Genomic DNA, 13,594 nt, shown 5'->3' with positions numbered 1-13,594 from the left:
GAACAGTAACCTATTAAAACAAAAAAGCACCGATAACAGTCGGTGCTTTCCATTTATATTGTTGGGGTGATTTATAATGTAATCTCCTCAGTAGCTCCGTTTGGATAAATTATGGTGGCTACGTCATCGCATTCTCCGTTTCCAAAATCCACCGTAATGGCCAATCCGTTTTTGGAAATCGTCATGCTGCCCGTGGTCAGGTATTCACAAGTGGCATTCCCTTGAAGATCTTCGAGGGTTTGCACGGAATAGGTGTTTCCTTCGGTTTCCACGGTCCAGTTGCCCGAAAGGCTGAATACCGTACTTTCCAATTCATCACCAAAGGTGATTCCAAAAGTTTTGGTTCCATTTTCCGAAATTATCGATTCGTCTTCCATCTCAATGGTCATGTCGCTCTCCACGGTGAAAGAAACTGAATTTTCTTGGCTTCCGGCCGAAATTTCGTAAGTTCTTGTTCCATTGATCTTAATGTTGCCCACATAAAAATCTTGGTACGTGGCCGTAAAGGACGATTCTTCCTCCCCTACTTCATACGTTACGGAAACGGTACCGTTTGCATTATCGGTTCCGTTGAGCAAACAATTGTTAAAAGTGGCCACAAATCCCGTTTCGGTATACTCGGCAGAATAACACTCACCGTCTTTCGCGGTAGCTGTTTTTGCCGTATTTCCTGCAAAAAGATCGGCCAATGCGGTATCTGCGGCACCAGCGATCTCATCGGTATTTAAAATGGTCTGTAACTCCGCTTGTGTAAGCTTTTCGCCCTCACCTGGCATGGCATCCTCACTACAGGATTGAAAACCTGCCAACGCTATGGCAACTAAAGAAAAGGTTAAGATTTTAGAGCTAAGTTTCTTCATTATATATGGTTATGTATTTTCTTAGCAAGAACGTGACGCGTATTTTTTTAGTGTATTTATCAGTTTTAGATCGATGAAATACCCATATAGGTTGGACTTTTTTATCTAAATTGTCTTATTTTCAGCCAAACAATACATAGGTCCCATGAAAAAATTCGGAAATGTTTTACTGCTTTTACTCCCTCTTATCTGTGTAATCTCTTGTAGTGATGATGATGGAAACGATGGTGGATTTTCAAGTGCGGAACTTGTGGGTACATGGGAACTGGTGGAGGTTAACGTCAGTTCGCCGATAGATCTTGATGGAGATGGGTCATCATCCAATAATTTGTTGGACGAGGAAAATTGTATTGCGGGTACCATAACACTTAGGGACGATTCCACTTACCAGTTCGAGGAGTCCAATTTTATACTTACCCCTATCACCAATAACTTGTACGTGGCCAGCTGCAATGGCAGCAATTTGGCCACAGGCGTATGGGCCAGCAACGGATCCGAGGTGGCTTTTCAGGGCAGCACTGTACTTGGAACCTTGCAACTGAGCAATAATAGGATTATCAAAACCGTTGGCGAGGATTTGCCAGGTATTTCTTCGTTCATTTATGAACGGAGGTAGGCAATCCCTAAAATAGGAGCTGTCCATCCAATACAACATGGGTAAAACGCATGCATTACGGGACGAAGTAAAGGACCATTTACTGCTTCAAATCCAAACGGGCCAATTAATTGTAGGAAAAACAATTAATTTGGCCGCCCTTTCCAGGGACATGGGGATAAGCGTTACCCCTATCCGAGAGGCTTTGAGTCAATTAGAGCAGGCCCAGGTGCTACAGGCTGTTCCCAATCGGGGATTCATCGTGGCCCGACTGTCCCAACATGAAGTTAAAAACCTTATCGAGATCGTTGCCCAATTGGAGGTAATGGCTCTGGAAAATTCCGTTTTCCACCCTGATCAAATAGAATCATTGGCAATTCTACAGAAAAAAATGGAAGAGGCCAAGTCCTTGGAAAAGGGCTTGGTACATCGGTTCAATTTTCACAATAGATTGGTGCAGCACTGTACCAATAAAATCTTGCTTCAAATTTTAAAAGACCTTAAGCTCCGGCTTCATTTTTATGAGCATGATTTTATCCAAGACAATGATTTTTTCGAAAACATAAAAGTACAGGCCCGATCCGTTTTGGAGACCATACAAGAAAACAATCTTCCCACAGCCGCATTAATTTTACGTATGCACTGGATGTCTGTTTTAGATCATATTGAAACGCAAATCTCAAAAAATGGATAACCTATTGGTTTTCAAAATAAAAAGAAGCCCTGTCCGTTCTATAAAAAATGCTTCATTATGCAATATTTAAATAAGGAAATAGAATTGCTTGCCAAACGGAAAAAATCTAGATCATTGATCAAAAAGCAAATTTCTTGTGGCATTTTCCAAGATTTGGATACGCTGGAACAGAATCAGGTCAAAAGAAAAACATTCCAGAAATAAGGGCACTACCCTCTCAACATATCTTTAGCATACGTATAATCTAAATCCGTATTTGCATTGAACAACGCCTGTTCGTTTTTTGGTGTTACCAATGTAATTTCGGAATCCATTAAAAACTTTCTGGGGCCAGATTGTTCAGCCTTTTTTAAAAAGTGTACCGCTTTTTCCAATCCCCCAGGCTCCCAAATACAGGCCAATGGTTCGGGCTTTTCTGTTTTTGGACCAAGGAATGCGGTTGCCGATTTTTTTTGGTCTCTTACGTTTATTAATTGTTGCAGTGTTGCCAAGTCCATAAAAGGCAGATCACAGGCCAAGACTAACCAAGCTGCGTTTTTATGGGTGTTGTGTGCACTCATAATCCCATTGAATGGTCCGTTGTACCGATTTTGATCCACTATGGCCCTTGCTCCTTTTGGAATATTTGAATATTGGGATGGGCGTACGCTCAAAAAAGTCATCTCACATAATTGGTCCAATAAACGGTACAAATGTTCGCGCTGTGGAACCTTATGGTATTTTATTAAACCTTTGTCCTTGCCCATGCGCTCGCTCTTGCCGCCAGAAAGTACAAGGCCGTAAAGATGGGCAGGTTTTTGGACCACATTGTTCAAACTGTTCTTTTTAATATGAAAGCTTCCACTACTCCTCTGGTGATGGAATAAGTGCAATTTCGTCATAAGAATTGATTCTCTCATGATCTTTGGCAAAATTCTGGTTGACGGCCACGGTTACCCTAGCAATTTTTTTGAGTTCAGGATAACGGCTTTCCAAAAACTTCTTAAGCTCGCCTACCGTATTTGGGATTTTTTTTCCGGAGAGGCTTGCTGTTGGTACAGATAAAGATGGGGTTCCTACAATATCTTTGGTAGCCCCGAATAATAATATGGTCATACAGTTCAACCTAATAGTGTTAGTGTTCTTTTGATTTTGGTCAGGTAGGTTGGTAGGTTTGTGTTGCTTTGCAACGGACGTGAAAATATTAAAAATTAACTGGATCTGAATCATTTTAACAGCCCCGGTATTCTTTTAACTTTTCTTTAATTCAATTCCACGAAATCCAGATACTTTTCAATCGATTTCAACGTTGTGCAGAAAGGACCTTAACTAATTTGAAAATGAAAAATACACTTCAGCTCAGCTTTATTTTGGCGTTTAGCCTAATCCTTTTTTCTTGTGGAAATGCGGACGACGATGTTAGTTTCAACATCAACGACAGGGAATTGGGCCTTGGCGAAGAACCGGACGACTGCCTTGGTTTTGAAGAGAACGATCTTCTATTGTCAATTCAGGATGAGTTTACTACCCTACCCGGAAAAGTTTCCATACTTTTTAAAGTATCCGATCTTTTGGGCAATCCCATTTCTGGACTGAGCGCCGAACAGTTTGCCATTTATGAGCAAGGCAGGAACGATGATTGTTTCAATTCCATTTCGTCATCGGAATCTTTTGCACGTATATCCCCCAACTCCCAAGTATTCAACAACAACACTGTTCTGGTCTTGGACCTGAGCAATAGTGTTCTGCAAAGTAGTTTGGATGAATTAAAGGCAGCATCGACAAGCTTTATCAATAATGTAATGCCGAGTCCTGCTACCGATTCGTTTAAAATGGCCATATATTGGTTTGATGGTGAGGACGAACTTCATTTATTGAACCCATTATCATCTTCTGCGACCGAATTGACCGCTTCTGTAGAGGGTATTACCACCGATATCAGTAACGACCCGTCCACTGATCTTTATGGAGCAGTGATAAAATCCACCGAAATAGCAGAAGATCTGCTCACCGAAAATTCCGATGTGATCGGCGCAGCTTCCGTGGTATTGTTTACCGATGGAACCGATCAAGCATCCCGTTATAGCGAATCGGATGCCTTGCGAGCTGTAAACGATGCCGATAGGAATATTTCATTTTTTACAATAGGACTCGGTGCGGAAATCGATACCGAAGTCCTTACGGAAATTGGAAAAACGGCCAGTGTTTTTGCGAGCAATTCCCAAGAGCTGGAAAATACCTTTAACGATATTTCCCAAAGAGTTGCCGAACAGGCGAATAGTTTTTATTTGTTCGAATATTGCACACCAAAGAGAGATGGAAGCGGCGAAAGCAACTTGGTGATCCAGCTTACCCACAATAGTCTTCAAGGGGCAGTGCAGACCAAATTTAGCGCCAACGGATTTACCGGTGGCTGCGAGTAGACCGAACATAAAAGCAGAAACATTTTTTGGATTATACGTATCTTGGGTCAGCAATAAAACTCAACAAACATATGATGACCCAAAAGAGAACTATTTACACCTTTATTTGTAGCTTTCTGCTCGCCTGTACAACAAGTATGTATTCCCAAAATATAAGCCCGTTGGAAGGCCGATGGGACTTGGAAATGGATTTTATGGACAAGACCGCGCCTTCCTGGTTGGAGATCAGGCATTCGGGCCATGCTACGTTGATCGGCCGTTTTGTATTTGCCTTTGGTAGCGCCAGGCCCATTTCCGAAGTAGAAACATATGGTGACAACAAGTTTACCTTTAGTATTCCCAACCAATGGGAGCCTAAAGGCAGCGACATGATTTTTCATGGAGTGCTGGAAAACGATAAACTAAAAGGCACCCTGATCTATACCGATGGATCTATTATTGATTGGACCGGGGTAAAAGCCCCAAAATTGACATATATCGAAAACCCTAAATGGGGTAAAACCATAAGTGTTTTTAACGGCAAGGACCTATCGGGTTGGCATATTGATGGAGAAAAGAACCAATGGCAGGTCAAGGATGGTATTTTGACCAGCCCAGAGTCTGGATCAAATCTGATCACGGATGAAAAATTTCAAGATTTTAAACTACATGTAGAGTTTAGGTATCCCGAAGGAAGCAATAGTGGAATCTATTTGCGTGGTCGGTATGAGGTACAGATAGTGGACAGCCAAGGCTTGGAGCCTTCCGACATCTATTTAGGTGGTGTATATGGATTTTTGGAGCCCAATGAGAATGCTTCCAAACCCGCAGGAGAATGGCAAACTTATGACATTACCTTGATCGGAAGACGTGTTACTGTGGTATTGAATGGGAAAACGGTAATATCCGATGCTACCATTCCCGGTATAACGGGAGGTGCTTTGGACAGTAAAGAAGGAGAACCGGGCCCTTTTATGATCCAAGGTGATCATGGACCTATTGAATACCGAAGTTTTGAAGTGACCCCATTGAAAAAATAAAAAAATAACCCCTGTCAACACGCAGGGGTTATTTTTTATGATTCTTGTTTAGCGAAAAATCAATCCGTTTCCTGTATTTTGGCCATCCAAAGGTTGGGATAGGTCAATTAAGAATCCGTTGATTACTGCATGTGTCAATATTCCGTCTTTCTTTAAAAAGAAAGTTGGATTAATGCCAGGTCTAATACTAAAATCCTTCATTTCAAACTCCTCATGTACCAGCATTAAAGGTAAATGAACAAATCTGCTTTTTTCCGGCATTTCGGTTTTTACATAAGCCACTCCATTTTTTAACAGATCCATGGCGTTGTTAATACGATCCACCTTAACCATTTTAGGCGGCACAATTTTGTACCCTTTGGCATCAAAGGTCTTGTACCCATAAAAGGTGGAAAGGTCGCCTTGATCACCGACCGAACCTCGATAATAAAATTGCTCATGGTCTTCCAAATCGATTTCGTGGTTAAAAATTCCTAAATCGAGGGTGTAATCATTTCCCAATAGTTCGTAGGTCACGTTTTCAATCTTTAAATCGAAAAGCTTACGGTCGTTACGTGGTATTTTTTCGTAATCTTCAATAGGGATGTCCTTATATGTTCCTTTGGCAATAGTGTACAAAGCAGAAAGAATTGATACATAATTTAGTTTTCTAATTTCTTGCTTTTCGGGATCGTTGGTATAGCCTCCGGATTCGATTAAAATTAAGCTTGTGCCCCATTTTGCAATATTGTCGCCAAATGCACGGGGTTCAAAATCGTCGCTATAGCGCCCAACCTGCCCCGGCGCATAGTTTTGGATTATCTTGTCCATGTATACGATTACCTTCATCGCATTGGCGCGTAGTTCGTTGATATCCTTTTCGTAGTTATAAGCAGTTGCCAAGTACGAAATAGTGGCTGGTTTTTCTGTACGTTCGGCATTGTAGTACGTACTTTGATCGTGCAGATTAAATCCAAAATCGGCGTCCAAACTGTCACGGATTCTTTTTAAGGTTCGACCCTCGGGGGACTGTAATCGCAAAGCATCCCGGTTGATGTCGATTCCCAATGCATTCCTTCTGGTATATACCTCCGCCCCATCGGGATTTAGCATCGGTAAAAAATGCAACTTTAACTTGGAGAGTATTTCTTCTTTCTCAGTCTTGAATTCAGGCGCATCCAAAAAATTGATAATATCAAAAATTGCTTGCGTTGCCGTGGGCTCGTCTCCGTGCATTTGCGACCACAAAAAAATATTGATGTCCCCAGAACCAATACTGATCAAGTTTAAGTCTCTTCCTTGTATGGATTCTCCAACTTTTTGGACCTTGAACTTGGGATTGGCGGCCGTTTTCTGAATTAATGGCTGTATATCGGCATGTTTAATCCTTCTTTTGCCGATACTGGTTTCCTTGTATGTGTCGTATGTTTTGTACAATTGGGAAGTCAGTTCGTCTTGTGCGTGTACACAAACGGCCAACAAGATGGTTATTAACGACAATAACTGTTTCATATGGATTATTTTTTTGTTGGAACAGGTTTAAAATTAAATTTTTTGGTGGCGTTTCTTACCTTTTCTACGAAATCCATTCCAGGGTCGTTTTTTACGGTCCTATACCCATCATCTACTTCCAACCAGAGTGGGTGGTCTTCGAAATTGGTGTACTCTTGATGTCCTATTACATAGTCAATGTCATATTTGGAAGCCAAATATTCCACCAAAAATATATTGGCCTTTAGTTGTTGTTTGGTCATGGGCATATCTGTGGTGCCACCAACATTCTCTATACCAATGGCACAATGGTTTAACCCGATTACGTGACGTGCCATGGTTGTTTCTGGCATTAAGCGATAAATAGTGCCATCTTGATCTACCAAAAAATGGGCAGAAACGTTAAGCCCGCTCACATTTTCCAGATCTGGACGCCAATTGGGCAGTGTGGGACGGTTAAAAGCGGTAAAGGATTTTGCCAACGATGGTATGGCCGTCCAGTGCAATACCACCATTTTTGGCGTAATTTCTGGTGTTTTTTGATCCAACTCATACCGGGTCAGCAGATATTCTTTTGTCAGTTCGATCCGTTGATCATCAAAAATAATAGGGATATCCACGATTTCCTTTTTTACGGAGCATCCTCCTAAGGCTATTGCCATTAGGGCAATCAGACTTGTTTTTCTCATTCAATTGTATTTATAATTGTATCCAAGGGAACTGCGTAGCAAATCATCAATTTCTTTTTGCCCCATTCCCTTGCTTTTTTTATGTTTTTGCCCATATATATGTCTATACGGTTTTTCCATCTCCAGTGCATTTTATCTTTTACCAGAAATGTATCCGGAAAGGTATCTATTTTCACCATGGTGTTGTGCCTTAGTCCCATTTTTATGAGGTCCCTGGATACTGCAATGGATTTCATTCCCGGCTTTAGGGTGTCTCCCCACGCGGCAACGGATGGACTAATGCTGTCTGTTTGCCAGAACACCGAATTGTATGCCGAAGCTATGACCTCGTGACCGTACCATTCGTATTTTGGCGCAGGTTTACTCTGCGGGCCCACTTTTTTCTGTGTACAGCCCAACAGGATCAAAACTACTATGATCATCGGGATTTTCAATGCAACAAATTTTCCAAAACGGTTATGTCGACGTTACTATTGGTCCAGCGATCGGATAGAACTTTGGGTACCGGTGTAAAGCCCAAGGTCAACGAACTCAGTACAATATCCTCATCCCCATCGTTATCGATATCCGCAGCATCCATTAAAAACCAGCGTGCCATAACGGGATCTTCCAAAATATTGGTATTAAAGGTATAGCTTTCGGGGTTTATGTTTTCCAAATATACAAAGGTACGTTCGGGAAATTCCTGGTAGTTGGGAAAGGTGCTCACCAATCCAAAATCCAAATCACCATCTTGATCAAAGTCCCGAGCAACTACCCTAGTTGCCCCGTACATGGGATAAAAGTAAGATTCCTTAAAATGGTCGTTTCCCTGATTTAAATGGATTCGCATGCCATGGTAGGGCTTGTTGATATAGGATACATCGGCATTGTCCCCTTGTACCGTAACAATATCGTCCAACCCATCATCATTATAATCGACCAGTTCAAACCAGCTTGTTCCAAAAACAGGACTGAATTCGATTACTTTCATGGGTTCAAATTCCAAATCTTCTTTTTGATAAAAGATGGTTATACTCTCGTTGCTCTGTGTTATTAAGGCAACAATGTCCTTTTTACCATCATTGTCCATGTCCCGCGCCACCGTTCTTATGGCTCCAGGGAGATTGAGCAAGACTTTTTTAGTGAAAGTACCTTGATCATTCTCTGTCAATAATGATAATCTGCCGGATTGGTTACCAAATTCGCTCACCACTATTTCATTTTTACCATCTCCGTCAAAATCTTCCAGCAGTGTATGCACCGGCCTATGAAAAGGGTTTTCCAGTGCAAGGGTATCATCTCCTATCTTACGGGTGAGTTTCCCTTTTTCCAGTTCTGATGGACCTAGAATGCCCACTTCGCTGATCCATTCTATTGAATCTTTTTTGCTGTACCACGTAATTGGGGTATTACCTTGAAAAATTTGAAGACTCTTTTCCTGTGAATAGTCGAATGAGCTTAACTTTCCTGTAAGATCTCCATAAAATAGTGTGCTCCCTTGGTTCGCAAACTCCAAGTAGGTGATCATGGCACCATTTTTATCATCCAAAGCAAAAGGCTTATAGGCAAATTGTGTTAGGGTGTCCGCTTGCGGAACATTTATTGGTTTAAAAAGTTTGGGCGCGTTGGAAATTATATAATTTTCCAGTTTGGCCCAATCCTTTAGTGTAATTTTTGGCCTATAGCCTTTAATTACCTCGTTCGGATCCTGGTACATACCTTCTACATCCATACGATTTACCATAGCCGGCAAAACTGAGGTTTCCCAGATTTCTTTGGTAAGTTCATTAATTTTAGGGGCAACATGGCAACTAGCGCAATACTTGTTGTACAGTTGTACTTCTTCAGTTTGTTGTGGTTTTTTGTTACTGCACGAAACTAACGTCAAAACAATAGCAAGTAAAACGTATGTGAGGGTACTTTTCGGTTGATATGGCATTGGTTGGGTTATGTTTTCTTACCCTGGTAAGGGTACGTAAGAACTATCATTTTTCATCATCGGAAAATTTTTATCGCTCCATGCTTTTTTGGCCTGATCCAGCTTTTCTTGACTGGATGCAACAAAATTCCAATAAATATAGCGTTCCTCTGGAAAAGGTTCGCCACCAAATAACAATAAATGTGTATTGGGCTGTAGTTTTATGTTACAGGTATCCTCCACCTTGGACACTAAAATATTGCCCTCCCCTACGGTTTCACCGCAGGCTTCAATACTTCCCTTTACGATACACACACCTATTTCGCCGCTCAAATTCCTGTTTACATTTAGAGCATAGGCTTCTGTGTTCTTCACCTCTACCATAAACAAGTTGGAATGCACGGGTACGGGGGATTCTTTTCCATATCCTTGTCCCGCGACCAATTTAAATTCGGCACTTTCGTCTCTCCATCTGGGAATATCTTTTTCTTCTATATGATGAAACTCTGGCGCCATATCTTCCAGCTCTTTGGGCAAAGCTACCCATATTTGATAGCCGTGTGCCACAAATGTATTTCCATTCCTTAGATCTTTCGGGGTTCTTTCTGTATGGGTTACCCCCTTCCCTGCCGTCATCCAATTTACTGAGCCCGGTTTTATTCTTTGTTTGGTCCCAAGGCTGTCCTCGTGCATTATTTCGCCTTCCAGCATAAAAGTCAAAGTAGAAAGTCCCGTATGGGGATGCTGGTCCACATCCATATATTTATTTGGCCCCAATTTGGTAGGTCCCATGTGATCTATAAAAATAAAAGGACCGATCATGCGTTTTTTGCGAAAGGGTATCAACCTGCCCACTAAAAAATCACCTATATCACGGCTCCTTTCTTCTATGATCAATCCAATGTTCGACATGTTTAATTGTTTATATTTGGTTGCAGAAAGTTACAAATACATCCTTTTATAATGAAACTACTTAAGCGCGTTCTGTTACTCCTCCTTATCGTAATTGGAGTGGTCATATATCTTAATTATCCCAAATTGAACATTATTTCCGGTTATGCAGCCAAAAATATGGCCTCTGGTGTTTATGTGGCGCATCGTTCTGCCGCCAGTATGAACCAATACGATAACAGTGCGCCGTTAATAGAATTGGCATCCACCAAGGTCAATAAGACAGAATCTTCCGCTGCGTCTACTGTTTACGGCCTAATGGAGCGTAAAGCGGTGTACCGAGATGGATTGGGTGCTGTTTTAATAAACGATGATTACGACCCAGAAGCATTGAAGATCAGGCCACGTAGGAACCAACCCATGGATACTTTACCTTATCCTTTTGGCCAGGCCGAACCTGTGGACACCATTTTTTCCGAGGTGGACATGGATTTGATCAATAAAGCTGTTGCGATGGCATTTGCCGAGCCGGAAACTCAAAAAACCAGGACCCTTCTCATACTGTACAAAGGGCATTTGTTGGCAGAAAAATATATTGATGGATTTGATAAGGACACCCCAATTTTAGGTTGGTCCATGACCAAAAGCGTGCTTGCTACGTATTATGGAATATTGGAACATCAAGGAAAATTGGAAATGGATTGGCCTGCTCCCATAGTGGAATGGAAAGATGATGAGCGAAAGAACATTACCCTGGATCATTTGCTCCGTATGCAGAGCGGATTGGCTTGGGAAGAAGATTATACAGGTATTTCGGATGTGACCCGTATGCTTTTTTTGGATAGTGATATGACGGTGGCACAAAAAAATAAGGAAGCAATCGCCGAACCTACGGAAATTTGGAACTACTCTTCGGGAACTACCAACCTTTTGTCCGGAATATTAAGGCAACAGTTTAGAAGCCACCAAGAATATTTGGATTTTCCTTATGCATCCTTAATAGACAAGATCGGTATGTACTCCATGGTTATGGAGGCCGATATCGCTGGAAATTATGTGGGGTCTTCCTATGCATGGGCCAACACACGTGATTGGGCCCGATTTGGCCAATTGTATTTAAATAAAGGAAATTGGAACGGTGAACAATTGTTCGATTCAACATGGGTAGATTATATAACCACACCAACTGCCCATTCCAATGGAACCTATGGCGCTCATTTTTGGTTGAATGCCGAAGGTAAATATCCCGATGTTCCAAAAGACCTTTTTTCGTGCAATGGTTTCGAAGGCCAATATGTATTTATGATTCCTTCCAAGGATCTGGTCGTTGTAAGGACCGGTTTGGCCGAAGAGCCCCATTTTGATGTAAACGGGGTGCTGTCGAACATCGTAAAAGCGTTACCTTAAATCGATGAGATATATTGATCTTAAGCTATGACCACAATATTTTGATACTTCACAACAATAATTTCGCTTACGAGAACTCTAGTGGTACATTTACCATGTAATAAAAAACGAAAGTAATTTTTTCATTTTCATATAGTGTTCTCGTAAAAGAGTCCTGACCTAGCGGCAGGGCTCTTTTCAATTTATACCCTAACCAAAATATTGTTTGGTCAGGAATACATTTTGAAGCTTACCTCCATTGAGTAAACTACTGCAGTGATTTAAAAAAGAGATTTATAATATAGTTTTTGGAACATCTGCCCCACTTTCCCCTTTTTCCAGGGTATGAAAATATAGGTTTCATCGACCTATAATTACAAAATCCATAGAATGACAACAGCCAGACCTGGCTTCACAACAATAATTTCGCCCACAAAAACTTTGGCGGTACTTTTACTATGTAATAAAAAACGAAAGTAATTTTTTCATTTTCATATAGTGTTCTCGTAAAAGAGTCCTGACCTAGCGGCAGGGCTCTTTTCAATTTATGGAAATCCTTAAATTATAATTCTGTCTGAACAACAGAATGGTTTACGGAATCCACTTGTCCTTACCAAAATCTGGCTTACGTTTTTCCAAAAACGCATTTCTTCCCTCTATAGCTTCATCGGTCATATAGGCCAATCGAGTAGCTTCACCGGCAAAAACTTGTTGTCCTACCATACCGTCATCGGTAAGGTTCATGGCAAATTTTAGCATTTTTATGGATGTTGGTGATTTTGCCAGGATTTCCTGAGCCCATTGGTAGGCTGTATCTTCGAGTTCCTCGTGGGGAACCACAGCATTCACCATGCCCATTTCATAGGCTTCTTGTGCTGAATAATTTCTACCTAAAAAGAAAATTTCGCGAGCCTTTTTTTGTCCGACCATTTTTGCCAGATAAGCAGAACCATAGCCGCCATCAAAACTGGTCACATCGGCATCCGTTTGCTTAAAAATGGCATGCTCCTTACTGGCCAAGGTCATATCGCATACTACATGCAGGCTATGTCCACCGCCAACGGCCCAACCGGGCACAACGGCAATTACCACTTTGGGCATAAACCGAATTAGGCGCTGTACTTCCAAAATATTTAAACGATGATAACCATCTTCCCCCACATAACCTTTGTGTCCCCTGGCCTTTTGGTCCCCACCGCTGCAAAAGGCCCATTTACCATCTTTGGATGAGGGTCCTTCGCCAGAAAGCAATACCACCCCGATTGAGGTATCTTCCTGTGCATCGTAAAAAGCCCTGTAGAGCTCGCTCGTGGTTTTAGGGCGGAAGGCGTTCCGAACATCAGGACGGTTGAAAGCGATACGTGCAACCCCGTTACTTTTTTTATAGGTGATATCATCAAATTCCATGGCGGTCTGCCAGTTGGGTGATTCCATAGTGGTATTTTTTATGTATCACAAAATAACGGAAAATATAGCTTATGACCATTGATGTTGCCGTGGTAAGATTACTTTGAATAGGTTTCCAATTTATTCTTCAGATTATATGCTAAATATCTTCTGTATTGCTATTCAGATACTTGCGATAAAATAACCTGTCTTTAAATACGACTCAATTTAATTATGAAATCTTTTGACACCCTCTATGAAAATTAGGCGAAACCGAATCGAAACAATCCACCAACCGATGT

The 13,594-nt window shown here is 41.4% G+C and carries 15 protein-coding genes; 6 read left to right on the top strand and 9 right to left on the bottom strand.

The window, feature by feature from the left end; translation table 11 throughout:
• Positions 1-71: 71 nt before the first annotated feature.
• Positions 72-860, bottom strand: a complete 789-nt coding sequence (locus ABTP35_RS15690) for a hypothetical protein (RefSeq protein WP_338195192.1) — start codon at positions 858-860, stop codon at positions 72-74.
• Positions 861-1,005: 145 nt separating this feature from the next.
• Between ABTP35_RS15690 and ABTP35_RS15685 the strand changes: the two genes are divergently transcribed.
• From ABTP35_RS15685 to ABTP35_RS15675, 3 genes are read left to right on the top strand one after another with little or no spacing between them, the layout of a single operon-like run.
• Positions 1,006-1,476: a hypothetical protein gene (locus ABTP35_RS15685; RefSeq protein ID WP_293295218.1), complete on the top strand. Its 471-nt coding sequence runs from the start codon at positions 1,006-1,008 to the stop codon at positions 1,474-1,476.
• 37 nt (positions 1,477-1,513) lie between these two features.
• Positions 1,514-2,149, top strand: a complete 636-nt coding sequence (locus ABTP35_RS15680; protein ID WP_293295219.1) for a GntR family transcriptional regulator — start codon at positions 1,514-1,516, stop codon at positions 2,147-2,149.
• 57 nt (positions 2,150-2,206) lie between these two features.
• Complete coding sequence (locus ABTP35_RS15675) at positions 2,207-2,353, top strand: hypothetical protein (protein WP_252079766.1); 147 nt, start codon at positions 2,207-2,209, stop codon at positions 2,351-2,353.
• Between the two features lie 5 nt (positions 2,354-2,358).
• Here the strand turns inward: ABTP35_RS15675 and ABTP35_RS15670 are convergent, their stop codons facing one another.
• Together ABTP35_RS15670 and ABTP35_RS15665 are read right to left on the bottom strand one after the other, a co-directional pair.
• A complete protein-coding gene (locus ABTP35_RS15670; RefSeq protein ID WP_375334310.1) occupies positions 2,359-3,030 on the bottom strand; it encodes an NTP transferase domain-containing protein in 672 nt (223 codons plus the stop codon).
• Positions 2,993-3,244, bottom strand: a complete 252-nt coding sequence (locus ABTP35_RS15665; RefSeq protein WP_224836903.1) for a MoaD/ThiS family protein — start codon at positions 3,242-3,244, stop codon at positions 2,993-2,995. The genes ABTP35_RS15670 and ABTP35_RS15665 overlap by 38 nt, the downstream gene beginning before the upstream one ends.
• Before the next feature lie 224 nt (positions 3,245-3,468).
• Between ABTP35_RS15665 and ABTP35_RS15660 the strand changes: the two genes are divergently transcribed.
• Together ABTP35_RS15660 and ABTP35_RS15655 are read left to right on the top strand one after the other, a co-directional pair.
• Positions 3,469-4,551, top strand: coding sequence for a VWA domain-containing protein (locus tag ABTP35_RS15660; RefSeq protein WP_293295221.1), 1,083 nt, complete (start codon positions 3,469-3,471; stop codon positions 4,549-4,551).
• Positions 4,552-4,622: 71 nt separating this feature from the next.
• Positions 4,623-5,570: a DUF1080 domain-containing protein gene (locus ABTP35_RS15655; RefSeq protein ID WP_293295222.1), complete on the top strand. Its 948-nt coding sequence runs from the start codon at positions 4,623-4,625 to the stop codon at positions 5,568-5,570.
• A 48-nt stretch (positions 5,571-5,618) separates the two neighbouring features.
• Here the strand turns inward: ABTP35_RS15655 and ABTP35_RS15650 are convergent, their stop codons facing one another.
• From ABTP35_RS15650 to ABTP35_RS15630, 5 genes are all read right to left on the bottom strand, one after another.
• The gene (locus tag ABTP35_RS15650; protein WP_293295223.1) at positions 5,619-7,061 is read right to left on the bottom strand and encodes a M14 family zinc carboxypeptidase; all 1,443 of its coding nucleotides are present in this window, start codon (positions 7,059-7,061) and stop codon (positions 5,619-5,621) included.
• Between the two features lie 5 nt (positions 7,062-7,066).
• The gene (locus ABTP35_RS15645; protein ID WP_252079761.1) at positions 7,067-7,729 is read right to left on the bottom strand and encodes an N-acetylmuramoyl-L-alanine amidase; all 663 of its coding nucleotides are present in this window, start codon (positions 7,727-7,729) and stop codon (positions 7,067-7,069) included.
• Positions 7,726-8,151 carry a 3D domain-containing protein gene (locus ABTP35_RS15640; RefSeq protein WP_224836908.1) on the bottom strand — a complete coding sequence of 142 codons (426 nt, stop codon included), beginning with the start codon at positions 8,149-8,151 and terminating at the stop codon, positions 7,726-7,728. Before ABTP35_RS15640 ends, ABTP35_RS15645 begins: the two co-directional genes overlap by 4 nt.
• A gap of 8 nt (positions 8,152-8,159) precedes the next feature.
• Complete coding sequence (locus ABTP35_RS15635; RefSeq protein WP_293295224.1) at positions 8,160-9,599, bottom strand: VCBS repeat-containing protein; 1,440 nt, start codon at positions 9,597-9,599, stop codon at positions 8,160-8,162.
• A gap of 69 nt (positions 9,600-9,668) precedes the next feature.
• Complete coding sequence (locus ABTP35_RS15630; RefSeq protein WP_293295225.1) at positions 9,669-10,541, bottom strand: pirin family protein; 873 nt, start codon at positions 10,539-10,541, stop codon at positions 9,669-9,671.
• 51 nt (positions 10,542-10,592) lie between these two features.
• Between ABTP35_RS15630 and ABTP35_RS15625 the strand changes: the two genes are divergently transcribed.
• The gene (locus ABTP35_RS15625; protein WP_293295226.1) at positions 10,593-11,927 is read left to right on the top strand and encodes a serine hydrolase; all 1,335 of its coding nucleotides are present in this window, start codon (positions 10,593-10,595) and stop codon (positions 11,925-11,927) included.
• A 570-nt stretch (positions 11,928-12,497) separates the two neighbouring features.
• On the opposite strand, the gene ABTP35_RS15620 is transcribed toward ABTP35_RS15625, so the two are convergent.
• Positions 12,498-13,340, bottom strand: coding sequence for a 1,4-dihydroxy-2-naphthoyl-CoA synthase (locus tag ABTP35_RS15620; RefSeq protein ID WP_293295227.1), 843 nt, complete (start codon positions 13,338-13,340; stop codon positions 12,498-12,500).
• Between the last annotated feature and the right edge of the window lie 254 nt (positions 13,341-13,594).

It is taken from the genome of Flagellimonas alginilytica (genome assembly GCF_042134605.1).
GTDB classification, from domain to species: domain Bacteria; phylum Bacteroidota; class Bacteroidia; order Flavobacteriales; family Flavobacteriaceae; genus Flagellimonas; species Flagellimonas alginolytica.
Note: the sequence above shows the minus strand (reverse complement) of the source record. Positions and strands in the feature narration are given on the sequence as shown.